This is a genomic window from Sphingomonas folli, assembly GCF_019429525.1.
In the GTDB taxonomy this organism is placed as follows: domain Bacteria; phylum Pseudomonadota; class Alphaproteobacteria; order Sphingomonadales; family Sphingomonadaceae; genus Sphingomonas; species Sphingomonas folii.
The window spans coordinates 44,578-69,535 of record NZ_JAHXZL010000006.1 but is presented as its reverse complement, the minus strand read 5'-3'; the positions used below and the strand labels follow the sequence as shown (position 1 = coordinate 69,535).

The 24,958-nt window shown below is 71.7% G+C and carries 22 protein-coding genes; 13 read left to right on the top strand and 9 right to left on the bottom strand.

Annotated elements, in window-relative coordinates:
- Positions 1-120 precede the first annotated feature (120 nt).
- The 4 genes from KZ813_RS10415 to coxB all read right to left on the bottom strand — a co-directional run bounded on the left by KZ813_RS10415 (position 121) and on the right by coxB (position 5,104).
- Entirely contained in the window at positions 121-1,422 is a 1,302-nt protein-coding gene (locus tag KZ813_RS10415; RefSeq protein WP_219754928.1) for a UDP-glucose dehydrogenase family protein, read from the bottom strand.
- 107 nt (positions 1,423-1,529) lie between these two features.
- The gene (locus tag KZ813_RS10410; RefSeq protein WP_219754927.1) at positions 1,530-1,898 is read right to left on the bottom strand and encodes a hypothetical protein; all 369 of its coding nucleotides are present in this window, start codon (positions 1,896-1,898) and stop codon (positions 1,530-1,532) included.
- Positions 1,899-2,193: 295 nt separating this feature from the next.
- Positions 2,194-3,861, bottom strand: a complete 1,668-nt coding sequence (ctaD, locus tag KZ813_RS10405) for a cytochrome c oxidase subunit I (RefSeq protein WP_219754926.1) — start codon at positions 3,859-3,861, stop codon at positions 2,194-2,196.
- A gap of 4 nt (positions 3,862-3,865) precedes the next feature.
- Positions 3,866-5,104, bottom strand: coding sequence for a cytochrome c oxidase subunit II (coxB, locus tag KZ813_RS10400; RefSeq protein WP_258046646.1), 1,239 nt, complete (start codon positions 5,102-5,104; stop codon positions 3,866-3,868).
- 195 nt (positions 5,105-5,299) lie between these two features.
- Between coxB and pyrE the strand changes: the two genes are divergently transcribed.
- The 8 genes from pyrE (at position 5,300) to KZ813_RS10360 (ending at position 12,111) form a co-directional block, all read left to right on the top strand.
- Positions 5,300-5,884, top strand: a complete 585-nt coding sequence (pyrE, locus tag KZ813_RS10395; protein ID WP_219754925.1) for an orotate phosphoribosyltransferase — start codon at positions 5,300-5,302, stop codon at positions 5,882-5,884.
- Positions 5,884-6,621: a pyridoxine 5'-phosphate synthase gene (locus tag KZ813_RS10390; protein ID WP_219754924.1), complete on the top strand. Its 738-nt coding sequence runs from the start codon at positions 5,884-5,886 to the stop codon at positions 6,619-6,621. The genes pyrE and KZ813_RS10390 overlap by 1 nt, the downstream gene beginning before the upstream one ends.
- A 211-nt stretch (positions 6,622-6,832) precedes the next feature.
- The gene (gene acpS, locus KZ813_RS10385; protein ID WP_219754923.1) at positions 6,833-7,252 is read left to right on the top strand and encodes a holo-ACP synthase; all 420 of its coding nucleotides are present in this window, start codon (positions 6,833-6,835) and stop codon (positions 7,250-7,252) included.
- Between the two features lie 4 nt (positions 7,253-7,256).
- A complete protein-coding gene (gene lepB / locus KZ813_RS10380) occupies positions 7,257-8,195 on the top strand; it encodes a signal peptidase I (RefSeq protein WP_219754922.1) in 939 nt (312 codons plus the stop codon).
- A complete protein-coding gene (locus KZ813_RS10375) occupies positions 8,192-9,295 on the top strand; it encodes an AI-2E family transporter (protein ID WP_308461855.1) in 1,104 nt (367 codons plus the stop codon). The genes lepB and KZ813_RS10375 overlap by 4 nt, the downstream gene beginning before the upstream one ends.
- 121 nt (positions 9,296-9,416) lie before the next feature.
- Positions 9,417-10,394 carry a hypothetical protein gene (locus KZ813_RS10370; protein ID WP_258046645.1) on the top strand — a complete coding sequence of 326 codons (978 nt, stop codon included), beginning with the start codon at positions 9,417-9,419 and terminating at the stop codon, positions 10,392-10,394.
- Positions 10,370-10,915, top strand: coding sequence for a DUF2141 domain-containing protein (locus KZ813_RS10365; RefSeq protein WP_219754921.1), 546 nt, complete (start codon positions 10,370-10,372; stop codon positions 10,913-10,915). The genes KZ813_RS10370 and KZ813_RS10365 overlap by 25 nt, the downstream gene beginning before the upstream one ends.
- A gap of 11 nt (positions 10,916-10,926) precedes the next feature.
- Positions 10,927-12,111: a glycosyltransferase gene (locus KZ813_RS10360; RefSeq protein ID WP_219754920.1), complete on the top strand. Its 1,185-nt coding sequence runs from the start codon at positions 10,927-10,929 to the stop codon at positions 12,109-12,111.
- Between the two features lie 309 nt (positions 12,112-12,420).
- Here the strand turns inward: KZ813_RS10360 and KZ813_RS10355 are convergent, their stop codons facing one another.
- Positions 12,421-12,690: a hypothetical protein gene (locus KZ813_RS10355; RefSeq protein ID WP_219754919.1), complete on the bottom strand. Its 270-nt coding sequence runs from the start codon at positions 12,688-12,690 to the stop codon at positions 12,421-12,423.
- Between the two features lie 177 nt (positions 12,691-12,867).
- Between KZ813_RS10355 and KZ813_RS10350 the strand changes: the two genes are divergently transcribed.
- From KZ813_RS10350 to KZ813_RS10340, 3 genes are all read left to right on the top strand, one after another.
- Positions 12,868-13,254 carry a DoxX family protein gene (locus KZ813_RS10350; protein ID WP_219754918.1) on the top strand — a complete coding sequence of 129 codons (387 nt, stop codon included), beginning with the start codon at positions 12,868-12,870 and terminating at the stop codon, positions 13,252-13,254.
- A 116-nt stretch (positions 13,255-13,370) separates the two neighbouring features.
- Positions 13,371-16,187, top strand: a complete 2,817-nt coding sequence (locus KZ813_RS10345) for a TonB-dependent receptor (protein WP_308461854.1) — start codon at positions 13,371-13,373, stop codon at positions 16,185-16,187.
- The gene (locus KZ813_RS10340) at positions 16,187-17,593 is read left to right on the top strand and encodes a purple acid phosphatase family protein (RefSeq protein WP_219754916.1); all 1,407 of its coding nucleotides are present in this window, start codon (positions 16,187-16,189) and stop codon (positions 17,591-17,593) included. Before KZ813_RS10345 ends, KZ813_RS10340 begins: the two co-directional genes overlap by 1 nt.
- 156 nt (positions 17,594-17,749) lie before the next feature.
- Here KZ813_RS10340 and KZ813_RS10335 read toward each other — a convergent pair whose 3' ends face one another.
- The gene (locus tag KZ813_RS10335) at positions 17,750-20,059 is read right to left on the bottom strand and encodes a putative bifunctional diguanylate cyclase/phosphodiesterase (protein WP_219754915.1); all 2,310 of its coding nucleotides are present in this window, start codon (positions 20,057-20,059) and stop codon (positions 17,750-17,752) included.
- A 178-nt stretch (positions 20,060-20,237) separates the two neighbouring features.
- On the opposite strand from KZ813_RS10335, the gene KZ813_RS10330 reads away from it, so the two are divergent.
- A complete protein-coding gene (locus tag KZ813_RS10330; RefSeq protein ID WP_219754914.1) occupies positions 20,238-21,023 on the top strand; it encodes a DUF1206 domain-containing protein in 786 nt (261 codons plus the stop codon).
- Between the two features lie 55 nt (positions 21,024-21,078).
- Here KZ813_RS10330 and KZ813_RS10325 read toward each other — a convergent pair whose 3' ends face one another.
- The gene (locus KZ813_RS10325; RefSeq protein ID WP_219754913.1) at positions 21,079-21,312 is read right to left on the bottom strand and encodes a hypothetical protein; all 234 of its coding nucleotides are present in this window, start codon (positions 21,310-21,312) and stop codon (positions 21,079-21,081) included.
- A 144-nt stretch (positions 21,313-21,456) separates the two neighbouring features.
- Between KZ813_RS10325 and KZ813_RS10320 the strand changes: the two genes are divergently transcribed.
- Positions 21,457-23,067, top strand: a complete 1,611-nt coding sequence (locus KZ813_RS10320) for an FAD-dependent oxidoreductase (RefSeq protein ID WP_219754912.1) — start codon at positions 21,457-21,459, stop codon at positions 23,065-23,067.
- 142 nt (positions 23,068-23,209) lie between these two features.
- Here the strand turns inward: KZ813_RS10320 and KZ813_RS10315 are convergent, their stop codons facing one another.
- Together KZ813_RS10315 and KZ813_RS10310 are read right to left on the bottom strand one after the other, a co-directional pair.
- A complete protein-coding gene (locus KZ813_RS10315) occupies positions 23,210-23,833 on the bottom strand; it encodes a hypothetical protein (protein WP_219754911.1) in 624 nt (207 codons plus the stop codon).
- A gap of 80 nt (positions 23,834-23,913) precedes the next feature.
- On the bottom strand, positions 23,914-24,921 hold the full coding sequence (locus tag KZ813_RS10310; RefSeq protein WP_219754910.1) for an NAD-dependent epimerase/dehydratase family protein: 1,008 nt from the start codon (positions 24,919-24,921) through the stop codon (positions 23,914-23,916).
- Positions 24,922-24,958 lie beyond the last annotated feature (37 nt).

Here is a 24,958-nt window from a genome sequence, read left to right as displayed (position 1 = left end):
GCGAGCGCGCGGGGGAGGAGGCGGGTCATGCCGCCCAGACAGCAGACCCGCGCGCCGCTGCCAAGGGTGTCACGCGGCGCCGGTCCCCCCGCATCACGGGAGAACCGGCGCCAACGCGGTTCAGCGGCCGATGCTGGTGTACTGGAACCCCGCCGCGGCGATCTCGTCGGGGGTGTAGATGTTGCGCAGGTCGATCAGCACCGGAGTCTTGAGCAGCGACTTGACGCGGTCGAGGTCGAGCGCGCGGAACTGGTCCCACTCGGTGACGATCGCGAGCGCGTCGGCGCCCTCGATCGCCTCGTACGGGCCCTTGCAATAGACCACGTCGCCGAGCAGCTTCTCGGCCTGCTCCATGCCCTCGGGATCATAGGCCTTCACGGTGGCGCCGGCGTCCTGCAGCGTCTGGATCACCGCGATCGCGGGCGAGTCGCGCATGTCGTCGGTGTTGGGCTTGAAGGTGAGGCCCAGCACCGCGACGGTCTTGCCGCGCACGTCGTCGCCCATCGCGTGGACGATCTTGCGCCCCATCGCGCGCTTGCGGTTGTCGTTCACCGCCACCACCGCCTCGACGATGCGCTGCGGCGCGTCATAGTCCTGGCTGGTCTTGAGCAGCGCCAGCGTGTCCTTGGGGAAGCACGAGCCGCCGTAGCCCGGGCCGGCGTGGAGGAACTTCGATCCGATGCGATTGTCCAGCCCGATGCCGCGGCTGACGTCCTTCACGTCCGCGCCCACCTTCTCGCACAGGTCGGCGATCTCGTTGATGAAGGTGATCTTGGTCGCGAGGAAGGCGTTGCCGGCGTATTTGATCAGCTCGGCGGTACGGCGGCGCGTCACCAGGATCGGCGCGGCGTTGAGGTACAGTGGGCGGTACACCTGGCGCATCACGTCGGTGGCGCGCTCGTCCTCCGAGCCGATGACGATACGGTCTGGCCGCTTGAAATCGTCGATCGCGGCGCCCTCGCGCAGGAACTCGGGGTTGGAGACCACGCCGAAATCGGCGTCCGGCGCGGCCTCGCCGATGATCCGCTCGACCTCGTCGCCGGTGCCGACGGGCACGGTCGACTTGGTGACGATCACGGTATAGCCCGAGATCGCCTCGCCGATCTCCTTGGCGGCGGCGTAGACGTAGGACAGGTCGGCGTGGCCGTCGCCGCGGCGCGAGGGCGTGCCCACCGCGATGAAGACCGCGTCGGCGTCCTTGACGCCGTCCTTGAGGTCGGTGGTGAAGCGCAGGCGGCCGGCCTGGACGTTCCGCGCGACGAGGTCCTCGAGCCCGGGCTCGTAGATCGGCATCTTGCCGGCGAGCAGCCGCTCGATCTTGCCCTGGTCCTTGTCGACGCAGACGACGTCGTGGCCGAAATCGGCGAAGCAGGTGCCCGATACCAGCCCGACATAGCCCGAGCCGATCATGGTGATGCGCAAGACGGTCGCTCCTCGTTGATTGCCGACGGGACGCGATCGGCCCCTCGACGCGAGCGCTACCCGTTACGTTCGCGGTCTGGCAAGCCGCAAGCGGTGCAGTGCAGCAATCAACTGCTTGGATATGGGGCGGCTGGCACAGCGGGGCGGGGACCGCGCGCCACCGCGCGGCGCCAGCGCCGGCGGCGATGCTGCGCCACCGCGGCGACCGCGACCGGCCAGAGCATCGTCAGCGTGACGTCGCCGAGCGTGTCGCGCAGCGTCCATGTCGGGGTGGCGGCGAGCCAGTCGAGCGCCTCGTTGAGCATCTCGGCGGCGAAGACGACGTGGAGCGCGGCCAGCGAGCCGCGCCGCTCGCGCAGGACCAGGCGCGCGAGCAGGTAGATGGCGAGTCCGGCGTGGACGTGGAGCAGCGGCGCCGGGCCGGCGACCGCGACGATCTGGTCGATCAGCTGCTTGTAGGCGCGCGCGAGTTCCATCGCGGGCAGGTGTAACGGGTGGAGGGTTACCGAATCGCTAGGGGATGAGAGGCGCGGTGCGGCGGGGAGCGGTGGCTACCGCTTCCCTCCCGTTACCGTCATCCCCGCGCGGGCGGGGATCCCTACACGCCGACGTCTCGGCTCCATCGAAGACCCGCGCGTCTGGATCCCCGCCGGCGCGGGGACGACGAAGGGGTAAGGCGAAGTTCCACGCCCCCTCCTCAGCCCCCAGACGCCAACCGGCGCCGCGTCGGGGGACGCGGCGCCGGCCAGTGTCTCATGAGGGAAGGCTCGCTCAGTCGATCTTGGGCAGCGTCTCGAACTGGTGGAACGGCGGCGGGCTCGACAGCGTCCACTCCAGCGTGGTCGCGCCGGCGCCCCAGGGATTGTCGGGCGCCTTCTTGCCGGCGAGCAGCGACCAGACGACGTTGACGAAGAAGATCGCCATGCCCGAGGCCATGATCATATAGCCCACGGTCGCGACCTGGTTCCAGTGCGCGAAGGCGTCCGGATAGTCGGGGTAGCGCCGCGGCATGCCCTGCAGGCCGAGGAAGTGCATCGGGAAGAACATCACGTTCACGCCGACGAAGAACACCCAGAAGTGCAGCTGGCCGAGCAGCTCCGAGTACATCCGCCCCGTCATCTTCGGGAACCAGTAATAGAAGCCCGCGAACAGCGAGAACACCGCGCCGAGGCTCAGCACGTAGTGGAAGTGCGCCACCACGTAATAGGTGTCCTGCATATAGTCGTCGACGCCGCCGTTGGCGAGCACCACGCCGGTCACGCCGCCGACGGTGAACATGAAGATGAAGCCGATCGCCCATACCATCGGCGTGGGGAAGCGCAGGCTGCCGCCCCACATCGTCGCGATCCAGGAGAAGATCTTGATGCCGGTGGGCACCGCGATCACCATCGTCGCCGCGGTGAAGTACATCTTCACGTTGACGCTCATGCCGGTGGTGAACATGTGGTGCGCCCACACCACGAAGCCGACCACGCCGATCGCGACCATGGCATAGGCCATGCCGAGATAGCCGAACACGGGCTTGCGGCTGAAGGTGGCGACGATGTGGCTGATGATGCCGAAGCCCGGCAGGATCATGATGTACACTTCGGGGTGGCCGAAGAACCAGAACAGATGCTGGTACAGCACCGGGTCGCCGCCGCCCGCGGGGTCGTAGAAGGTGGTCCCGAAATTGCGGTCGGTCAGCAGCATCGTGATCGCCGCGGCGAGCACCGGCAGCGCCAGCAGCAGCAGGAAGGCGGTGACCAGCACCGACCAGGCGAACAGCGGCATCTTGTGCAGCGTCATGCCCGGCGCGCGCATGTTGAAGATCGTGGTGATGAAGTTGATCGCGCCCAGGATCGAGCTGACGCCCGCGAGGTGGAGCGATAGGATCGCCATGTCGACCGAGGGCCCCGGCTCGCCGTAGGTGGAGAGCGGGGCGTAGACCGTCCAACCGGTGCCCGCGCCGCCGAAGAAGGGCGAGGCCAGCAGCAGCGTGAAGGCCGGGATCAGCAGCCAGAAGCTGATGTTGTTCATCCGCGGGAAGGCCATGTCGGGCGCGCCGATCATGATCGGCACGAACCAATTGCCGAAGCCGCCGATCATCGCGGGCATCACCATGAAGAACACCATGATGAGGCCGTGCGCGGTGACCAGCACGTTCCACAGGTGGAGCGCCTGGTCGAAGCTCTGCTCGGTGCCGCCGTGCAGCATCGCCACCCACTTGGGCAGATACTGGATCCCCGGGTGCATCAGCTCGGCGCGCATCAGCCCCGAGATCGCGCCGCCGATGATCCCCGCGCAGATCGCGAAGAGCAGGTAGAGCGTGCCGATGTCCTTGTGGTTGGTGGACATGAACCAGCGCGCGAAGAAGCCGGGCTTGTGATCGGCGTGCGCGTCATGGTGGCCGTGGTCGTGCGCCTGGAAGGCGGACGGGTGGAGCGCGGTGTCGGTCATCGTCTTAGCGTCCGGCTTCGCCGACGCCACCGGGGTTGCCGGTCGCGCCCTGCGGGGAAGGGGTGGGAGTGTCGGTGCCGTTCTCGGTCGGGCCGGTGAGCGCGTTGCTCATGGCGGCCTCGTCCATCACCGCGGCCGAGCCGTCGGCACCGGGCTGCGGGATCACCTTGTCGGAGAGCTTGCCCGCGGCCGGCATCGAGCCGCCCTTGGCACGCACCCAGGCGGCGAACTGCGCCGGCGGCACCGCCTCCACCGCGATCGGCATGAAGGCGTGGCGCGCGCCGCACAGCTCGGAGCACTGGCCGAAGTAGAGGCCCGGCTTGTCGATGGTGAAGCTGGTCTCGTTGAGCCGGCCCGGGATCGCGTCGAGCTTGATCCAGAAGGCGGGGACCGCCCAGCTGTGGATCACGTCGTTGGCGGTGGTGATCAGCCGGATCGGCACGCCGACTGGCAGCACCACGCGATTGTCGGTGGCGAGCAGCCGCGGTCCGTCGGCGTCGCTGCGCGCTCGCTCGCCCGCGGCGACCTGGCTGCCTTCCTTGAGCATGTTGGCGGTGATCTCGATCCCGCCGTGATCCGGATATTGGTAGCTCCAGAACCATTGGTTGCCGATCGCCTTGAGCGTCACCGCGCCGGCGGGGGCGGGGCGGAACTGCGCCTGGAGCAGCCCGATCGAGGGCACCGCGATGGCGACCAGGATCAGTACCGGCGCCAGCGTCCACACCACCTCGATCACGGTGTTGTGGCTGGTCTTCGACGGCGTCGGGTTGGCGCTCGCGCGGAAGCGGATCACCACATAGACCAGCAGCAGCAGCACGAAGATCGAGATGATCGTGATCAGCGGGAACAGGATGCGATCGTGAAACCAGTGCGCGCGCAGGCCATTCTTGGTGACCTGCGGCTGGATGTGGATCACGCCGTCGACCGGCTGGCCGATCTTGGGCCCCGTGCTGACGACTCGCGCGTCCATCGCGGGGGCACCGTCCATCGCCAGCGCTGGCGCGGCGGGCGCGGCATCGGCCTTCTGCACGGTGCCGCCGGCCTGGCCCTGGTTGGCGTCGGCGGGGCGCAGCCCGCTCGGCGCGGCGGTGGCGCTCGTCGCGGGGCCGGCGCTCGGCGCGGCGGCCTGGGCGGAGGCTCCGCCGGCGACGCCCGCCAGCGCGAGCCCGGCCGCGAGCATCAATCCTGTCAGCGCGCCCCGGCAACCTGCCCCGAAACCTGCCTTGAACCCGGTTGTCAGCATGTTGTGTTCTAAACCCCTCTCTGGCGCACGCGTCAGCGGGCCGGGCAAACCTGCCCCTCCTGCCTAGGCGTATAGCAGACCGACCCCTCGCCTCAAGGCCCTGCGCGCGACGGCGGTTTTCGCGGGCCGGCGCGTTGCGCGCGGGCGCGCTCGCTCCTATGGCCCGATCAGCGCGGCGAGGAGAGTGACGCGACGATGACCGACGACGAGGTGCTGGCCGAGTTCCGCGCCGCCGACGCGCTGCTGGAGGGGCATTTCATCCTCTCCTCGGGGCTGCGCAGCCCGCGCTATCTCCAGTGCGCGCGCGTGCTGATGGACCCGCGCCGCGGCGCGCGGCTGGCCGAGGCGCTGGCCGAGCGGATCCCGGACACGCTGCGGCAGCGGATCAGCGCGGTGGTCGCGCCGGCGATGGGCGGGGTGATCGCGGGGCACGAGATGGCGCGCGCGCTCGGCGTCGAGGCGATGTTCGTCGAGCGGCCGAGCGGTACGTTCGAGCTGCGCCGCGGTTTCCGACTCGCCCCCGGACAGGAGGTGCTGATGATGGAGGACGTGGTCACCACCGGCCTCTCCAGCCGCGAGGCGATCGCGGCGATCGCGGCGGCGGGCGGGCGAGTCGTCGCCGGCGCCGCCCTGGTCGACCGCTCGAACGGCCAGGCCGACATCGGCGTGCCCTTCTTCCCGCTGATCCGGCTCGACGTGCCGACCTACGCGGCCGACTCGCTGCCGCCCGAGCTGGCCGCGATCCCGGCGATCAAGCCGGGCAGCCGGGCCGCCGCGTGATGGCCCTCTCGTCGTCGCCGCTGCGCCTCGGGGTCAACATCGATCACGTCGCCACGGTGCGCAACGCGCGCGGCGGCGCCTTCCCCGACCCGGTCCGCGCCGCGCTGCTGGCGGCCGAGGCGGGCGCGGACGGCATCACCGCGCACCTGCGCGAGGATCGGCGCCACATCACCGACAACGATATCGCGCGGCTCTCCGCCGGGCTGACGATCCCGCTCAACCTCGAGATGGCCGCCACCGCGGAGATGCTCGCGGTCGCGCTGCGCCACCGCCCGCACGCCGCCTGCATCGTCCCCGAGAAGCGCGAGGAGCGCACCACCGAGGGCGGGCTCGACGCCGCGGGGCAGCGCGAGGCGCTCGCGCCGATCGTCGCGGCGCTGCGCGAGGCGGGGGTACGCGTGTCGCTGTTCATCGAGCCGGACCCGCGCCAGATCGAGGCCGCGATCCGGCTCGGCGCGCCGGTGGTGGAGCTGCACACCGGCCGCTACGCCGAGCTGGACGGCGACGCGCGCGCCGCGGAGCTGCGCCGGCTGGCGGACGCGGCGGCGCTGGCGGCGAAGAACGGCATCGAGGTCCATGCCGGCCACGGGCTCACCTACGACAATGTCGCGCCGGTCGCCGCGATCCCGCCGCTGCGCGAGCTCAACATCGGGCATTTCCTGGTGGGCGAGGCGATCTTCGTCGGCCTCGACGCGAGCGTCCGCCGCATGCGCGACGCGATGGAGAGCGCGCGATGAGGGGCGGGCTGAATCCTCCCCCGCGAGGGGAGGGGGACCGCCGCGAGGCGGTGGTGGAGGGGGGGCGCGGCGTCGCGCTATCGTTCCAGGGTATCACGCGACGACGCGTCTGCACGCTGCGCCTCACCAACAGACCGGCACTTGCGCGGACGCCCCCCTCCACCACCGGCCTGCGGTCGGCGGTCCCCCTCCCCGTGCCGGGGAGGATCTTATGATCGTCGGCCTCGGCTCCGACCTGTGCAACATCGAGCGAATCCAGGCCTCGCTCGACCGCTTCGGCGAGCGCTTCGAGGCGCGCGTGTTCACCGACGTCGAGCGCGCCAAGGCGGCGCGGCGGCCGCTCACGCGCGCGGGCACCTATGCCAAGCGCTTCGCCGCCAAGGAGGCCTTCTCCAAGGCGGTCGGCACGGGCTTCAAGGCGGGCGTGTTCATGAAGGACATCGGCGTCGTCAACGCAGCGTCGGGCGCGCCGACGCTGGCGCTGACCGGCGGTGCCAAGGAACGGCTTGACGCGATGATACCCGAGGGCCACGTCGCCCGCGTCCATCTGACGCTGACCGACGATCACCCCTGGGCGCAGGCGTTCGTGATCGTCGAGGCGGTGCCGGTCGAGAGCAAGGGAGCGGCGTGACGCCATGGCCGATGAGATCAGCTTGAGCGGCGAGCCTCCGCTGGAGCGCCACGCCGAGGCGCCGCGCGCGCGCTTCGACTGGTGGGGCGAGGTGAAGGGGCTGGTCGGGCTGGTGCTCGCGGTGCTCGGCTTCCACAGCTTCATCGCCAAGCCTTTCTACATCCCGAGCGAGTCGATGCTGCCCGGGCTGATGGTCGGCGACCGGCTGGTCGTCTCCAAATATGCCTATGGCTGGTCGTTCGTGTCGCCGACGATCCCCAACCCGGTCGCGATCGTCGAGGACCTGGTGTTCCACCGCCCGGTCGACGGCTGGTCAGTCCAGCTGCCCTTCCTCCACGGCCGCGTGTGGGGCAGGCTGCCCGAGCGCGGCGACGTCGTCATCGTCACCCCGCCGGGGCAGAGCAGCGACTATATCAAGCGCGTGATCGGCCTGCCCGGCGACACGCTGGCGGTGCGCGGCGGCGTGGTGTTCCTCAACGGCGTGGCAGTCCAGCGCGGCGAGAAGCATTATCGCGAGCTGCCGGTCGACGCCAACGCCACCTGCGACCCGGCGCAATATCCCGGCGCGCGCGTCGCCCGCGCCGACGGCACGATCGTGTGCCGCCTGCCGATCGTCACCGAGACCCTGCCCAACGGGCGCCGCTACGACACGGTCGATCTCGAGCCCGACAGCCCCGGCGACACCTACGGGCCGGTCAAGATCCCGGCCGACCGCGTCTTCCTGATGGGCGACAACCGCGACCGCTCGGCCGACAGCCGCTTCGCGCTGGGCGGGTTCGAGCGCGGGCTGGGCGGCCCGGTGCCGTACGAGAATCTCGGCGGCCGTGCCGAGTTCATCACCTTCTCGGTCGACGGCGAGGCGACGTGGAACCCGCTCACCTGGCCGCACGCGCTGCGCGCCGGACGCGCCGGCACCTCGCTCCACCCCGAGCGCACCAAGTGACCGACGCCGCGGGTCCGCCCGAGCGCCGCGGCGAGCGGGTGCGCGTGGAGCCGGGCGCCAGCCCGCACGAGGTGCGCGACCCCGCGACGCGCGACGAGATCCGCCGCGCCGCGGTGTGGCTCGGCATGGCCTGCGCGATCGCGCTGGTGGTGCTGCTGGTCCAGCCGCTGCTGATCATCTTCGCCGGCCTGGTCTTCGCCGCGCTGCTCGACGGCGGGGTGCGGCTGCTCGGGCGCGTGCTGCCGATCGCTCGCGGCTGGCGGCTGCTGATCGTCTGCCTGCTGACGGTCGCCTTCCTGCTCGGCACCTTCTATCTCGCCGGCGTGCAGATCAGCGCGCAGGTCACCCAGCTGCGCAGCACGGTCGAGACGCAGGCGATGCGGGTCACCGGCTGGCTCAGCGCGCAGGGGCTGATGCCCGGCGCCTCGGACCTGAGCGGCCTGTCGCGCCAGGCGCTGTCCTCGGTCGGGCGCGTGACCAGCTGGGTCGGCACCGCGGTGGGTGCGCTCACCACGCTCTTCATGATCATGGTGATCGGGCTGTTCGTGGCGATGGACCCGCGCGTCTACGATCGCGGGCTGCAATGGATGGTGCCGGAGGCCGACCGCGCCGAGTTCGCGCTGACCGTCAACCGCATGGGGCGGACGCTGCGGCGGCTGCTGGCGGGGCGGCTGCTCGGCATGGCGTTCGAGGGCGTTCTCGTCGCGGTCGCGCTGTGGCTCGTCGGGGTACCGATGGCGCTGATCCTCGGCATCCTCACCGGGCTGCTGGCCTTCATCCCCAATATCGGCGCGTTCATCTCGGGCGCGCTGATGGTGGCGGTGGGCTTCTCCGCGGGGGTGCATGTCGGGGTGCTGGCGATCATCGTCTATGTCGTGGTGCAGACCTTCGACGGCTATGTCGTGATCCCGATGGTGGCCAAGCGCACCGTCGACCTGCCGCCCGCGCTGACGCTGGGCACGCAGATCCTGGCGAGCGCGCTGTTCGGCATCCTCGGCCTCGCGCTGGCCGACCCGATGACCGCGATGGTCAAGACCGCGATGGAGCGGCGCTCGGAGCGGCTCGACGACGACCGCGGCGGCGACGGCGACTCGGCCTGAGCCGCGCCGCGGGCGGCTGATCGCGCGCGGGACAGTCTCGCCGCGCCCGTCGCTGGCGCGTGCCGCCGCGCGCTGCTAGATGCCGTCGATCCCCGCCAGCGCGCGGGGCAGGACCAGAAGATTGCGCGCCGACGAGCCACTGACCGAGCGAGCCCCCTCCCGCACCGCCGATGCCGCCCCGCCCGCGGACGCGCCGCTGGTCGCGCTCCGCCCGGTGCAGACGCTGCGGCGCCGCTGGCCCGCGCTGCTCGGCGCCGCGGTGACGGTGGCGATGATGATCGGGCTGCTGCACGAGCTGCTCGACCACGGCCTCGCCGGGCTGCGCCGCACCGTGCCCGAGACGCCGGGCTTCTACGTCTATTTCCTGCTGTCGTATCTGGCGCTGCCGGTGTGCGACTATGCCATCTTCCGCCGGCTGTGGGGTGTGCCGCCCGCCGCCTTCCTGGCGCTCAACAAGAAGCGGATCGCGAACGACATCCTGATCGGCTACTCGGGCGACGCCTATTTCTACGCCTGGGCGCGCGCGCGGCTGAAGATGGTGGCGGCGCCGTTCGGGGCGGTGAAGGACGTCAGCATCGTCTCGGGCATCGTCGGCAATCTCACCGCGATCCTGCTCGGCGCGGTGGCGCTGCCGCTCGGCTACGAGCTGATCGACCCCGAGCTGGTGCGCACCATGCTGTGGTCGCTCGGCCTCGCGCTGGCCATCCCGGTGGTGGTGATCACCTTCTCCAGCCGCGTCTTCTCGCTCTCGCGCGGCGACCTGTGGTTCATCTTCGGGATCGACTGGCTGCGCATCACGCTCACCTGCGTGACGATCGCCCTGGCCTGGTCCTACGCGATGCCGAGCGTGTCGATCGGCATGTGGCTGTTCCTGGTGGCGGGCCGGCAGCTCGTCTCGCGCCTGCCGCTCGTGCCCAACAAAGACCTGCTTTTCGCCAACTTCGCGATCCTGGTGATCGGCCATGACCGCACGTTGTCGGACCTCATGGCGTTCACCGGCGCGTCAACCTTGGTGATGCATCTGCTGCTGACGCTCCTATTTGGGGTCGTGTACGTGTGGGAAAGGACGCAGGAATGGCGACATACCGGCGGAGCGTGACGCTCGCCGCGGCTGGCCTGGGGTCAGCGCTGGGGGTGGCACTGGCCGCGACCCCGGGCGCGGCGCAGGTGCTCGGCCAGGACGCCGCCGCCTGCGCTCCCGGCGCGCCCGGCCCCGCGATCCTCGCCAGCGTGTCGGGGATCAAGGACCGCAGGGGCACGCTCAAGCTCGAACTCTATCCCGCGACCGAGGAGGATTTCCTCGCGGGTGACAAGAAGCTGCTGGAGGCGGGCAAGACCTTCCGCCGGATCGACGTGGCGCCGCCCGCGGGCCTCGCGGGGGAGATCTGCATCCGCGTGCCGCGCCCGGGCCGCTACGCCCTGTTCCTGGGCCATGACCGCGACGGCAAGCGCAAGTTCAATTTCTGGAGCGACGGCGCCGGCTTCCCGAGCAACCACAAGATCGGCCGCGCCAAGCCCAAGCTGGTCGACTCGCTGATCGACGTCGGCCCCGGCGTCACCCGCGCCACGATCCGCCTGCAATATCTGCGCGGGCTCGGCGGCTTCAACTTCGCGGACTGAGGAGGCGCGCGATGCGGATCGTCGACGTCAACGAATTCTACTCGCCCACCGGCGGCGGGGTGCGCTCGTACCTCGACCGCAAGATGGCGATCATGTCCGAGCTGGGGCATCAGCAGATCGTGATCGCCCCGGGCAAGGAGGATCGGGTCGAGGAGCGGCCCGGCGGCGCGCTGCTCTATTACGTGAAGTCGCCGGGCATGCCGTTCGACTCCAACTACGGGCTGTTCTGGGACGCCGCGCCGGTCCACGCGCTGCTCGACGAGCTGCGGCCCGACGTGGTCGAGAATTGCTCGCCGTGGCGCTCGGCCGCGATCGTCGCGTCGTGGCAGGGGCCGGCGATCCGCGCCTGGTTCATGCACAACGACAATATGGAAGCCTATCCGAAGCGCTGGTTCGCCAAAATCGCGTCCGAGGGCGCGATCGAGCGGATGTTCGGCTGGTACGACCGGTATATGGCGCGCTGCCTCGCGCCGTTCGACACCGTGGTCACCAACGGCCCGGTGCTGACCGAGCGGCTGCGCGCGCGCGGGCTGCGCGTCGACGCCACGATGACGCTGGGGATCGAGCGCGAGCATTTCTCGCCCGCGCTGCGCAGCCCCGCGCTGCGCGCCGCGCTGCTGGCGCAATGCGGCCTGCCCGAGGACGCGCACCTGCTGATCGGGATCGGTCGCCACCACGCCGAGAAGCGCTGGCCGATGGTGATCGACGCGGCGCGGCGCGCGGGGACGAAGATCCCGGTCGGGCTGATGCTGCTCGGGCTCGGCCCCGACACGCGCACGCTCGAGCGCCACATCGCCGAGAGCCCGCACGTGCGCATGTTCCAGCCGATCTACCACCGCGGCCAGCTCGCCGCGATCATGGCGAGCGCGGACGCCTTCATCCATGGCGGCGACAGCGAGCCGTTCGGCATGGTCGCCTCGGAGGCGCTCGCCTCGGGGCTGCCGATGATCGTGCCCGATCGCGGCGGCTCGTCGGCGGTGGCGCGGCCCGAGTTCGCCGAGACCTATCGCAGCGGCGACGCTTATGCCTGCGCCAAGGCGATCGTGGCGCTGTTCTCGCGCGACCAGCCGCTGGTGCGGCGCGCCGCCGAGGTGGCGTCGCGCACCGTGCTCAGCGACCGCGAGCATGCCGTCGCGCTGGTCGAGCATTATCGCGAGGTGATCGAGCGCAAGCGCGAGGTGCGACTGGCGGGGTGAACCCGGCCGGGCCTCAGAGTCTGATCGACGTCCAACGATCCGCGCTCCGGCGAACGGCGGGGCCCAGCGCCGGAGACGTGACGATCGTCGCTCTCGGCGTCTGCTTCCGCGGGGGCACCCCGCTGGTTCGCATCAAGCGGATCAGCGTCTAGCGCTCGCCCGACCTGTCAGCCGCCTCGGACGCGCGGCAAGTCGCCGCCCGCGTCGTTCTACCCGGTCCGCACGGCATCCAGCACAGAGGCGGACCGGCTTGGGCGTCCGGTCACCCCGAACGCCCTCGCTGTCTGCGACCGGCGTGGCGCCGGGGGATCAGATCCCGTTGGAGAGGTTGGTGTCGGCGTCGTGGGTGCGCATGTCGTCGGCCTTGTTGTCGCCGGTGGCGCGCACCGCGTCGGCCTTGTTCTCCAGCGCGTCCTCCGCGTTGTCGGTGGTGGCGTTGTCCGCCATGTCCTCGAGATTGTCGGCGACCGCGTCGGCGTTGGCCTCGATATTGTCGGCGGCCTGCTCGCGCGGGGTCGAGTTGCACGCGGCGAGCGACACCAGCCCGAGGGCGGCGACGGCGGTGACGAGCTTCTTCATGGCAATCCCCTCTATCGGTCTTTCCGACCGCCCGAAACAATCTCCGACGATTCGGTTTGTTCCACCGCCGCACCGGTCGGACGCCAGCGCGCGGTGGCACTACTCCCTCTGCGCCGGTCGCGCCCGCGCGCGGCGCGCGACACATAGACGCGACACCCCGCGCCAGGAGACAGCGCCATGACCGCCCCCTCATCCCTGCCGCGCCGGGCCGGCGTGGCGCTCAGCGGGCTCGTCGCCGCGGTGCTGCTGCTCGACGGCGCGGTGACGCTGTTCGCGCCCGCGGTCGTCGCGCCCGAGATGACGGCGACCGGCTGGCCCGCGGCGATGGCGCCGGTGATCGGCGCGAGCGCGCTGCTCGGCGCCCTGCTCTACGCGGTGCCGCGCAGCGCGGTGATCGGCGCGATCCTGCTCACCGGCTTCCTCGGCGGCGCGATCGCCACGCACCTGCGGCTCGGCGAACTCGGCTCGCCGCCGCAGCTCGTCTGCGTCGCGCTCGGTGCCGCCGCCTGGGCCGGGCTGTGGCTGCGGCGGCGCGGCGCCGCACGGCCGCTCGATCGCGCCTGACCCGCGCCCCTGCCCGGTCGCTGCAATGAAACTGCAACCCAAATCTCAGGCTACCGTCATAATTAACCCGCACAGACCCCCGGACAATCGAGAGCTTCGGGGGACTTATGAGAGCGATGACGGCGCGCACGCGCCTCATGCTGGGGGCGACGCTGCTGTGCGTCCCGGCACTGGCACAGGCCGGACAGGTGGCGGGCACCGTCTCGGACTCGAGCGGCACGCGGACGCTGCCCTCGGCGCAGGTGTCGATCGTCGAGCTCGGCCGCTCGGTCGAGGCCGACAGCGCGGGGCAGTATCGCTTCAGCGACGTACCCGCGGGCCAGTACACGCTGCGGGTGCGCTACATCGGCGCCGAGGTGGTCGACACCGCGATCACGGTCGACGCCGCCGGCATGGTGACCCAGGACGTCGCGGTCGGCGGCGGGGGTGACATCCTCGTCACCGGCCAGCGCGCCAATCTCGCCAGCTCGCTCAGCCGCCAGCGCGGGGCCGATGGCGTCGAGAGCGTGCTGACGCGCGACTCGATCGGCCAGTTCCCCGACCAGAACGTGGCCGAGTCGGTGCGCCGCGCCCCCGGCGTCAACGTGCTCAACGACCAGGGCGAGGGCCGCTTCGTCGCGGTGCGCGGGCTCGATCCCAGCCTCAACGCCGCCTCGATCAACGGCGTGCGCGTGCCCGCGCCCGAGGCCGACACGCGCTCGGTCGCGCTCGACGTGGTCGCGTCCGAGCTGATCGAGTCGATCGAGATCAAGAAGTCGCTCACCCCCGACATGGACGGCGACACGATCGGCGCCTCGGTCGAGATCAACACCACCTCGGCGTTCGACCGCAAGAAGGACCTGCTCGCGGGCTCGATCGAGGGCTCGTACAACCATTATTCCGGCGAGGTGACGCCCAAGGGCAGCGTCAACTTCTCGAAGAAGTTCGCCGACAATCTCGGCATCTCGGGCGGCGCGTCTTATTACCTGCGCAAGTTCGAGACCGACAATATCGAGATGGACGGGTGGACCACCGACGAGGCCGGGAACGGCTTCGCCGACTCGGTCGAGTATCGCGACTATGACGTGCGCCGGCTGCGCACCGGCGGCTCGCTCTCGCTCGACTGGCAGCCCGCGCCCTCTACCCGGCTGTACGCGCGCGGCATCTACAACCGCTTCTCCGACCAGGAGGACCGCCGCCGCCTGATCTTCGAGCTGGACGCCGACCCGGCCAGCTCCACCGCCACCGGCGCCAGCTTCGACAGCGCCGACGGGCGCGTCCGCGTCGAGCGCGACCTCAAGGACCGGTTCGAGAAGCAGCTGATCCAGAGCTACTCGGTCGGCGGCGAGACCGAGACCGGGCCGTGGCGGCTGCAATATAGCGCGGCCTGGTCGCGCGCCTCGGAGCTGGAGAACGGGTCGATCGACCCGATCACCTTCCGCCGCGACTTCGACGGCGAGGACGGCGACGATCTCAGCGTCGCCTTCGACTATGGCAATTACCTGCGCCCGCGCTTCGCGGTCGGCGGTGCCAGCGCGGCCGCGTTCGACGACGCGGCCGACTATGGCTTCGACAGTTTCGACCGCACGACGCTGAGCCGCTCGGTCGACCGCGAGTGGAACGTCCGCGGCGACGTCACGCGCAGCTTCGCGCTGGCGGAGGGCACGGTCGAGCTCCAGGCCGGCGGCAAGGCGCGGCTGCGCGAGAAGACCTATGACCTCAACGTCGACACGTTCGACGGCTATGACGGCGACTTCACGCTCGGCGACGTGGTCGGGCGCCAGACCTACCGGCTCGCCGCGCTGGGCCCGGTGGTGGCGAAGAAGGGCGAGCGCGGCTTCCTCGCCGACAATGCGGCGGGCTTCGAGCGCGACGACCTCGGCTCCGACTTCGCCTCGCTGGCCGAGGATTATCGCGTCGGCGAGGACATCTACTCGGGCTATCTGCTCGGCCGCTACCAGGCCGGCCCGCTGCGGCTGATCGGCGGCGTACGCATGGAGCACACGCGCAACGACATCCGCGGCAGCACGGTGACGCTGAACGAGGACGGCGAGGAGGGCGAGCAGCTGCTCGTCACGCCCAACCGGATCCGGCGCAGCTACACCAACTGGCTGCCGAGCGCGGTGGTGCGCTACGAGGCGACGCCCGAGCTGGTGCTGCGCGCGGGCGCGTTCCGCAGCCTGGTGCGCCCGAGCATCGGCCAGCTCGCGCCGCGATTCGCGCTGGAGCGCGACGGCGACGACCTGGAGGGCGCGTTCGGCAACCCCGACCTCAAGCCCTATCGCGCCTGGAACCTAGACGCCGGCGCCGAATGGTATTTCGCCACCTCGAGCGTGCTCCAGGCCGGCTTCTTCTACAAGGACATCCAGGATTATATCACCACGGTGACGTTCGAGGACGACGACGCGCCCTTTGACGGCGTGTACCGCGGGATCGCCTTCACCGAGGCGGACATCCCGCTCAACAGCGGCAGAGCGACCATCCGCGGCGTCGAGCTCGGCTTCTCGCAGCTCTTCACGATGCTGCCCGCGCCGTTCGACGGGCTGCTGACCAACCTCAACTACACCTTCACCGACGCCGATGGCGAGACCTTCGACGGCGACACCGACGGCCTGCGCAAGATCCCACTGCCGGCCTCGTCGCGCCACACGTTCAACGCGGTGCTCGGTTACGAGAAGGGGCCGGTCAGCGTCCGCCTCGCGGGGACCTATCGCGACAGATACCTCGATGAGGTGCAGGCGGTGGCCGACGAGGACCGCTACGTCCGCCAGCATTTCCAGCTCGACGCCAGCGCGCGCTACCGCATCACGCCCAACCTCCAGCTCTTCGGCGAGTGGGTGAACATCAACGACGCCAAATATGTCGCCTATCAGAACGCGCCGGTGACGCGCCGCCTGCTGCAATATGAGGAATATGGCTACACGCTGAAGTTCGGCGTGCGGGCGAACTTCTGATGCGCGCGCTGCTCTTTCTCGCCGCCGCGCTCGCCGCCGCCCCGGCGCTCGCCCAAGCCCCCGCGACGCCCGCCGCGGTGCCGCTCCCGCGCACGCCGGGCACGCCCTATGCGCCGCGCTCGATCCCCGACCGGATCGTGCTGACCGCGGGCGCCGACCCGTCGCGCGAGATGGCGGTCGCCTTCCGCACCGACCGCGCGCAGGCGAGCGCGGCGGCGCAGATCGTGCGCGCGGTCGACGGGCCGACGCTCGAGCGCGAGGCGCGCACCGTCACCGGTACGACGCGCGCGATCGAGAGCGCCAACGGCAGCGCCAACTACCATCAGGTGCGCTTCACCGGGCTCGAGCCGGACCGAGTCTACGCCTATCGCGTCCGGGGCGCGGCGGGATGGAGCGAGTGGTTCCAGTTCCGCACCGCCGCTCAGGGCTTCCGCCCGTTCCGCTTCCTGTACCTGGGGGACACGCAGAACGGCATCCTCACCTACGCCTCGCGCGTGATCCGCCAGGGTTTCATGGCGGGGCAGGTGGCGCTGACGGTCCATGCCGGCGACCTCGCCGCGCAGCGCGACGACCTCGACCACGACGACGAGTGGGGCGAGTGGAACCAGGCGGGCGGCTACAATTATGCCTCGACCCCGCAGCTGCCCGCGACCGGCAACCACGAATATGTCGACACCATGCTCCCCGACGGGCGCGAGAGCCGGAAGCTCGGTCCCTATTGGCCGCTCCAGTTCGCGCTGCCGGGCAACGGCGCCGATTCGGTCAAGGCGACGAGCTACTACGTCGACTATCAGGGGGTGCGCTTCGTCGTGCTCGACGGCACCGCCGCGCTCGACCTCGGCGCGCTCGACGCGCAGACGAAGTGGCTCGACTCGACGCTCGCGGCGAGCACCGCGCGGTGGAACGTGGTGCTCTTCCATCAGCCGATCTTCACCTGCGCGCGGCCCAAGGACACCGCGGTGCTCAAGGCGGCGTGGAAGCCGATCTTCGAGGCGCGCCGCGTCGACCTGGTGCTCCAGGGGCACGACCATTGCTACAGCCGGCTGACCGCCGAGGCGGGGCGCGACGCGGCGCGTGCGACGCATGCCCAGGGCGCGGTGCAGGGGCCGGTGTATCTCGTCTCGGTGACCGGCTCGAAGATGTACGGCCTCAACGACCGCGCGCTCAAGCAGCCCGACCGGGTCGCCGAGGCCACAGAGCTGTTCCAGATCGTCGACGTGGCGGCGCAGCGGCTGAGCTTCCGCACCTATACCGCGAGCGGGACGCTGTACGACGGCTTCGACCTGGAGCGCGGCGCCGACGGGCGCAACCGGCTACGCGAGCTGGGCGTGGCGCTGCCCGCGGAGCGCGTGTGCCGCGGCGAGGTGGGGCCGGATGGCGGGGCGTGCGTGTCGCGGGAGAAATAGCGGTCTCCATCCTCCCCGGCACGGGGAGGGGGACCGCCCGGCGCAGCCGGGTGGTGGAGGGGGCTCTCCTCGCGGCGCAGCCTGCGGCAACCCCCCTCCACCGCCGGCCTGCGGCCGGCGGTCCCCCTCCCCGCGAGCGGGGAGGATCCGCGCCCGCTACGCCGCCGCCTCCACCCGCCCGCCGAGCAGCGCCGCGAGCGCGCCCGCCGGCACCGCGGCGGAGAAGAGGAAGCCCTGCAGCTCGTCGCACCCGGCATGCTCGAGGAAGGCGCGCTGCTCGCGCGTCTCGACTCCCTCGGCGCTCACCGCCAGCCCCATCGCCTGCCCGAGTCGTACCACCGCCTGGATGATCGCGGCGGCGTCGTCGCTCTCGCCCAGCCGGCGCGTGAAGCTCCGGTCGATCTTGATCTTGTCCACCTCGAACTTGCTGAGATAGCCGAGGCTGGAATAGCCCGTGCCGAAATCGTCGAGCGCGATGCGGAAGCCCGCCGCGCGCAGCGCCGCCAGGGCGTCGCGCACGCCCTCGTCGTCGTCGAGCAGGATGCTCTCGGTCACCTCCAGCTCGATCTGCTGCGGGCGCGCGCCGGCGCGGCGCACGATGTCGATGAGCTCCGCCGCCACGCCGCGCGCGCGGAACTGCACCGGCGAGAGGTTGACCGCGATCGACAGCGACGGCCAGGCGCGCGCCACCGCGCAGGCGTCGCGCAGCACCCAGGCGCCGAGCTCGCGGATCAGCCCGGTCTCCTCCGCGATCGCGACGAAGGCGTCGGGGGCGAGCAGCCCGCGCTGGGGGTGATGCCAGCGCACCAGCGCCTCCAGCCCGATCACGCGCGTGCCGCCCGCGTTCATGCGCGGCTGATAATGGACCATCAGCTCGCGCCGCGTCGCGATCGCGCGGCGCAGGTCGTGCTCGATCGCGCGCCGCGTCTTGACGCTCTCGTCCATGTCCTCGGTGAAGAAGCGGTGGCCGTCGCGCCCCTCCGCCTTGGCGCGGTACATCGCGATATCGGCCATCCGCATCAGCTCGGAGCGGTCGCTGCCGCAGCGCGGGTGACAGGCGATGCCGATGCTCGCGCCGATGAAGACGTGCGTGCCCAGCACCGTGAACGGCTCGCGCAGCGCCGCCACCATCGCGCCGGCGAGCGCGCCGACCGCGGCCTCGTCGCCGCGCGCGCCGACCAGCACCGCGAACTCGTCGCCGCCGAGCCGCGCCACCACGTCGCCCGCGCCGACGAGCGCCTGCAGCCGCGCCGCGACGAGCTGGATCAGTTGGTCCCCGCCGAGATGGCCGAGCGTGTCGTTGACCTGCTTGAAGCGGTCGAGATCGATCAGCAGCACCGCGCGCACCCCCGCGGCGGGCGCGTGCGCGAACAGTTGGTCGCCCGCCTGGTTGAAGGCGGCGCGGTTGGGCAGGCCGGTCAGCGGGTCGTGATAGGCGAGGTGGTGCGCCTGCGCCTCCTTCGCCTGGAGCGCGAGATGCGCCGCGTTGAGCCGCGCGAGCGTGCGCGCGTCGCTGCGCACCAGCTTGAACACGCCGGCGATCAGCGCGGCGAGCGTCGCCAGCAGCGCGACCAGCGCGGCGAGCGCGCTCGGCGCCATCGTGCGCCACACCGCCGCGCCGGGCCGGTCGGGGCGCCACAGCAGATAGCCGACGCGCTGGCCGCGACTCGACACCAGCGCCAGCGCCTGCTCGTCGAGAGCGCGGTGCGGCGACGCGCTCAGCCGCGCGCCGGCGACGAGCTGGACTCGCGCCAGCCGCTCGACGAAGCCGGTGTCGAGGTAGCGCGCGCTCACCAGCAGCGGCTCGTGCCCCGCGGGATCGGGCGGGGTGCCCAGCTCGGGGATGATCCGCATCACGCTCATGATCGCGGGGCGGCCGCCGATCGCGACCAGGTCGGTGGCGTGGCGCGCGCGCGCCGAGGTGCGCACGGTCGAGCCGGCGGGCAGCGCGTGGCCGGGCAGGCGCTCGTGCGGGTTGGGCGCGGCGTCGCCGCGGCCGCGCACCGCGCGGATCAGCGGTGCCGCCGCGGCGCGCAGCACCGCATAGTCGGCGGCGCCGCGGCGCCGGCCGCCCCGCATCACGTAGCGCGCGCGCCCGTCGGCGGCGAGGATGGCGTCGGCGTCGTGCGCGTAGACGCCGCTCAGCCACTCGCCGACATTGTCGTCGACCCAGGTCCAGTTCGGCGTGGGACGGCGCAGCTCGAGCACCAGCGGCGTCCAGATCGCGACGCCCGCCTGGCTCTGCGCCAGTTCGTCGAGCGCGGCGTCGACCGCGAGCTGCACCTCGCGCTCCTGCCGCTCGACCGACACCCGATCGGCCTGTGTCGCGGCCGAGCGCAGCGCCGACGCGGCGAAGCCGGTGAGGCCGAGCGCGAGCAGCAGCACGGGGGCGAGTACCGCGGCGATGAAGCGCGGCCCGAGATGCCGTTCACGGCGGGAAGACGAGGGAAGATCGCGTGACGGCACTGCGCAGCTCCTCGCCCCGCCCTAGCGCCAGTATCATCGATAAACTGTTAACACGCATCAGGGATGCGGACCTAAGAAACTGGTTTTACTTCCACTTTGGGGTGATCACGGGGCGCTAAAGGCGCGGAACGGCGCGGCGCCTGTCCCGTTCGTCGGGGGATCGCACGGGGGAAAGCGGATGAGCACGGGCGCACGGCTGACGACATTGACGCGGGCGGGCTTCGCGGTACGCGGCGCGCTCTACATCGTGATCGCGTTTCTGATCCTGCGCGCCGGCCGCGCCGAGGATCCCGCCGGCGCGCTGGCCTATCTCGGCGAGGGCGGGGGGCGGCTGCTGCTCGGCCTGATGGCGGCGGGGCTGCTCGGCTATGGCATCTGGCGGCTCGCCGACGCCGCGCTGGACATCGAGCGCCACGGCAGCGACGGCAAGGGCGTGTTCGAGCGGCTCGGCGCGGCGGCGAGCGGCGCGGTGCACCTGTTCCTCGCCTGGCAGGCGGTGCGGCTGATCCAGGGCGTGGCGCTCGCGGGCGACGGGGCCGAGCGCGGCGCGCGCACCGCGCTGGCGCTGCCCGGCGGCAGCGCCCTGGTGATGCTCGGCGGCGCGCTGCTCGCCGCGGTCGGCGCGGTGCAGCTGGCGAAGGCGGCCAAGGGCAGTTTCCTGCGCTACCTCGATCCGGCGGTCGCGTCGCGGCCCTGGGCGCGCTGGAGCGGGCGCGCGGGCTATGCCGCGCGGGGCGCGGTGTTCCTGATCAGCGCCTGGTTCCTGGTGCGCGCCGGGTTCGAGGCGCGCGCCAGCGCCGCGGGCGGCATGGCCGAGGTGCTCGCCTGGCTGGAGCGGCCGTTCGACGTGATCGTGGCGCTCGGGCTGTTCGCCTTCGGGCTGTTCGGGCTGATCGAGGCGCGCTTCCGCCGCCTCCACGACGTGCCCGTGGACGGGCTGGTGCGCCGCGCCACCTCTCGCTGAGGCACGCTCGACTCTCCCGCCGAGTGGTGTGGCGGCGAACGGCGCGGCCGGGTGATCAGTCGAGCCGGCGCAGCGTCGCGTGGAGCAGGTCGATCCCGCGCCGCGCGCGCGCCAGCTGCGCCTCCAGCTCGCGCTCATAGGCGGCGAGCTCCGCCACCGAGCGGCGATCGTGCAGCATGGTCGCGACGCGGCGGACTCGGCGCAGCTCGCGGTCGAGCAGCGCGCCGGCGGCGAGCGCGTCGCGGGTGGGGACGGGGAGAGTAAGGGCGGGCACGTCGGGGTCTCGCATCGGGGGCCCGTCCGTCCTGGACCGCCTATGATGCGCGCGGATGGCGCTTTGTTGCAGCTTTGTCGCGCGATTGTCGCAGCCGACCCGTTGCGGCGATCCGCGCCGCCCGCCATCATGCGCGCTCCGGCGGCGGGAGCGAGGGCGATGGAGACGATCGGGCGCGACCTGCGCGAGATGCAGCGCGTGCCGCTCCACCCCGAGCATGTCGCCGCGATCCGCGCGGCCGGGCACGAGCGAGTCTATCCCGCGGGCACCGAGCTGGTCCGCCCCGGCGACGCGGTGGAGAGCTTCGTCTACGTCGAGGACGGCGAGATCGAGGTCGTCAACAGCTTCACCGGCGAGCGCCACCTGCCCTCCACGCTGGGGCCGACGCAGTTCATGGCCGAGATCGCCTTCCTCAGCGGCGGGAGCTGGTCGATGGCGATGCGCGCGGCGCGCGACACGCGCGTGGTGGAGGTGCCGCGCGCGCGCATGCTCGAGCTGATGGCGCGGGTGCCCGAGATGTCGGACATCATCATCACCGTGCTGGCGGCGCGGCGTCGGCGCCAGCTCGAGTCACACGACAGCTCGCTGGTGCTGCTCGGCGAGGAGCAGGACCGCGGGGTGCGCCGCGTCGCCGAGTTCGCCGCGCGCAACCGCATCCCCTACACCAGCCACGCGCTCGGCACCGCCGACGCCGCGACGGTGGCGACCAGCTGCGCGGTCGACGCCGACCGGCCCGCGGTGATCTTCGGGCGCGACCGCGTCGTCGCCGATCCCACGCCCGAGAAGGTGGCACGGCTGCTCGGGCTCAGCCGCGAGTTCGTCGACGACGAGGAGGTCGACGTGCTGGTGGTCGGCGCCGGGCCGGCGGGCACCGCGGCGGGGGTCTATGCGGGCGCCGAGGGGCTGGGCGCGCTGGTGGTGGAGGACACCGCGATCGGGGGCCAGGCGGGCACGTCGAGCCGGATCGAGAATTACATGGGCTTCCCGACCGGCATCTCGGGCGCGGACCTGGTGTGGCGCGGCGAGGTGCAGGCGATGAAGTTCGGCACGCGCTTCGCCATGCCGCTGCGGGTGGCCGCGCTCGACCGGCTCGACGACGGCCAGTTCTGCGCCACCTTCGACAACGGCCAGCGCGTCCGCGCGCGCGCGGTGGTGGTGGCGACCGGGGTGCAGTATCGCCGCCTGCCGATCGATCGGCTCGGCGACTTCGAGGGCAACGGCATCTATTATGCCGCGACCGAGAACGAGGCGCGCTTCTGCCGCGAGGCCGAGGCGATCGTGATCGGCGGGGGCAATTCGGCGGGGCAGGCGGCGATGTACCTCAGCCGAGTCGCGCGCCACGTCCGGCTGCTGGTGCGCGGGCGCTCGCTCGCCACCTCGATGTCCAACTATCTCACCAGCCGGCTCGACGCCGACCCGAAGATCTCGATCGACTATGGCGCCGAGATGGTGGCGGTGCACGGCGACCGCGCATTGGAGGCGGTGACGATCCGCCAGGACGGCGCCGAGCGTGTGATCGACACCTGCGCCGCCTTCGTGATGGTGGGCGCGGCGCCCAACACCGCCTGGCTCGAGGGCCTGGTCGCGCTCGACGACAAGGGCTTCGTGCTGACCGGCCGCGCGGCGGGAGGCGCGAGTTCCTACGCGACCTCCTGCCCCGGCGTGTACGCGGTGGGCGACGTGCGCGCCGGGTCGGTGAAGCGCGTCGCCTCGTCGGTGGGGGAGGGCTCGGTGGTGATCTCGCAGGTGTGGGCGCATCTCAACGGCTGACTGGTGAGCCGCTCTTCTCGATACCGCCCCCGCGACGGCCGGGGCCCGGGTGGGAAGGCCATCGTGGGACCCCCCGGCGTCCCCCCGGGCGTTCGCCGGAATGGACGCATCTCAGCCACGGCCACTCATCCCGATGCCCCGCTCACCCCGCGGCGCCGTCCCCCGCCACGCATGCCCGCAGCTGCTCCACCCGGTCGCCCCCGATGTCGCGGGTGAGCACCGAGAGCGCGCGGCAGGTGCGCGCGCCGTCCGGCTCGGCCGCGCCCGCGACCACGAAGCCGTGGGCGCCGCCGGGTTGCTGCCACTCGGTCATCGCGCCGCTGCGCAGTGCCGCCGCGACCGCCGCGGCGCGGGTCGCCGGGGCAGGGAGGCTCGGGGCGGGGAGCATCTCCGCCGCGGCCTCGTACGCGGGGCTCGGGCTCGCGCGTGGCGCGGGGGCGGCGTGGCGCACCGCGTGCGGCGCGGGGGTCGCCGGCGGGGCCGGCGCGGTGACGCGCTCGGGCACGGGCACGCTCACCGAGTAGCTCGCGCGCGGCGGCAGCCTGGTCGCGGCGACCGCGAGCCCGCCCACGCTGGTCGCGGCCGTCACGGCGAGCAGCGCGGGCCACAGCCGGCGGCGCGGGCGCACCAGCGCGGGCAGCGTCGTCGGCAGCGTCGACAGCGCGACCTCAAGCGTGATGCGCAGCGGCCCCAGCTCGATCGTGGTGCGCCGCACCAGCCCGGTCATCGTCGTCGGGGCGTGTCGCCAGTGAGGGTCGTGTGCCATCGCGCCACCATCGCGCGGTGCCGCCGCGGTGGCAAGCCGGACCGGCTCGGCCGCGGCGCGCGCGACAGCCCCCGCGCGGCTCAGCCGCGGCGCGCGCGATAGGCCTTGTACCACTCCACCCATCTGGGAATGCCGACCGCGATGGGCGTGGTCGGGCGGAAGCCGAGGTCGTCGCGGATCGCGGTAAGGTCGGCGTAGGTGGCGGGCACGTCGCCGGGCTGCATCCCCTTGTCGACGCGGATCGCCTTCTCGCCGCACGCCGCCTCGATCAGCGCGATCAGCGTCTCCAGCTCCTCGGCCTTGTTGTTCCCAATATTGTAGATGCGGTGCGGCGAGACGCTGCCGCCCGCCTTGACCTGGCCGTCGTCCGCGGGCGCCTCGTCCAGCGCGGCGACGATGCCGGTGACGATGTCGTCGATATAGGTGAAGTCGCGCCGCATGTTGCCGCCGTTGTAGACCTCGATCGGCACCCCCGAGAGGATCTTCTCGGTGAAGCCCCACACCGCCATGTCGGGCCGGCCCCACGGCCCGTAGACGGTGAAGAAGCGCAGCCCGGTCTGCGGGATGCGATAGAGATGCGCGTAGGTCTCGCTCATCAGCTCGTCCGCCTTCTTGGTGGCGGCGTAGAGCGAGATCGGGAAATCGACGCGCTGCTCGACGCGGAACGGCAGGTCGGGGCTGGTGCCGTACACCGACGACGACGAGGCATAGACCATCTGGTCGACCCGGCGCGCGCGCGCCAGCTCGAGCATGTTGACGTGGCCGGCGAGGTTGGACGCGACATAGGCGCGCGGGTTGCTCAGCGAGTAGCGCACGCCCGCCTGCGCGCCGAGATGGACGATGCGCTCGATATCGGTGGTGCCGAGCGCGGCGTCGATCGCCTCATGGTCGCTGAAGTCGAGGTGGTGGAAGGTGAAGCGTTCGCCACCACCGTCCGCCACGATCGCCTCGAGCCGGTCGCGCTTGAGCTGGACCGGGTTGTAGTCGTTGAGATTGTCGATCCCGACCACGGTGTCGCCGCGCGCGAGCAGCCGCCGCGCGACATGGCTGCCGATGAAGCCGGCGACGCCGGTGACCAGAACCTGCATGATCGTCCCCCAGAGACGTGTCGACGTGACCCGCGGC

What these genes read in the sequence shown, in the direction of transcription:
- KZ813_RS10410 (WP_219754927.1), bottom strand. Translation starts at nt 1,898, where the DNA reads ATGGAACTCGCGCGCGCCTACAAGCAGCTGATCGACCAGATCGTCGCG.
- ctaD (WP_219754926.1), bottom strand. Translation starts at nt 3,861, where the DNA reads ATGACCGACACCGCGCTCCACCCGTCCGCCTTCCAGGCGCACGACCAC.
- coxB (WP_258046646.1), bottom strand. Translation starts at nt 5,104, where the DNA reads ATGCTGACAACCGGGTTCAAGGCAGGTTTCGGGGCAGGTTGCCGGGGC.
- pyrE (WP_219754925.1), top strand. Translation starts at nt 5,300, where the DNA reads ATGACCGACGACGAGGTGCTGGCCGAGTTCCGCGCCGCCGACGCGCTG.
- KZ813_RS10390 (WP_219754924.1), top strand. Translation starts at nt 5,884, where the DNA reads ATGGCCCTCTCGTCGTCGCCGCTGCGCCTCGGGGTCAACATCGATCAC.
- acpS (WP_219754923.1), top strand. Translation starts at nt 6,833, where the DNA reads ATGATCGTCGGCCTCGGCTCCGACCTGTGCAACATCGAGCGAATCCAG.
- lepB (WP_219754922.1), top strand. Translation starts at nt 7,257, where the DNA reads ATGGCCGATGAGATCAGCTTGAGCGGCGAGCCTCCGCTGGAGCGCCAC.
- KZ813_RS10365 (WP_219754921.1), top strand. Translation starts at nt 10,370, where the DNA reads ATGGCGACATACCGGCGGAGCGTGACGCTCGCCGCGGCTGGCCTGGGG.
- KZ813_RS10360 (WP_219754920.1), top strand. Translation starts at nt 10,927, where the DNA reads ATGCGGATCGTCGACGTCAACGAATTCTACTCGCCCACCGGCGGCGGG.
- KZ813_RS10355 (WP_219754919.1), bottom strand. Translation starts at nt 12,690, where the DNA reads ATGAAGAAGCTCGTCACCGCCGTCGCCGCCCTCGGGCTGGTGTCGCTC.
- KZ813_RS10350 (WP_219754918.1), top strand. Translation starts at nt 12,868, where the DNA reads ATGACCGCCCCCTCATCCCTGCCGCGCCGGGCCGGCGTGGCGCTCAGC.
- KZ813_RS10345 (WP_308461854.1), top strand. Translation starts at nt 13,371, where the DNA reads ATGACGGCGCGCACGCGCCTCATGCTGGGGGCGACGCTGCTGTGCGTC.
- KZ813_RS10340 (WP_219754916.1), top strand. Translation starts at nt 16,187, where the DNA reads ATGCGCGCGCTGCTCTTTCTCGCCGCCGCGCTCGCCGCCGCCCCGGCG.
- KZ813_RS10330 (WP_219754914.1), top strand. Translation starts at nt 20,238, where the DNA reads ATGAGCACGGGCGCACGGCTGACGACATTGACGCGGGCGGGCTTCGCG.
- KZ813_RS10325 (WP_219754913.1), bottom strand. Translation starts at nt 21,312, where the DNA reads ATGCGAGACCCCGACGTGCCCGCCCTTACTCTCCCCGTCCCCACCCGC.
- KZ813_RS10320 (WP_219754912.1), top strand. Translation starts at nt 21,457, where the DNA reads ATGGAGACGATCGGGCGCGACCTGCGCGAGATGCAGCGCGTGCCGCTC.
- KZ813_RS10315 (WP_219754911.1), bottom strand. Translation starts at nt 23,833, where the DNA reads ATGGCACACGACCCTCACTGGCGACACGCCCCGACGACGATGACCGGG.
- KZ813_RS10310 (WP_219754910.1), bottom strand. Translation starts at nt 24,921, where the DNA reads ATGCAGGTTCTGGTCACCGGCGTCGCCGGCTTCATCGGCAGCCATGTC.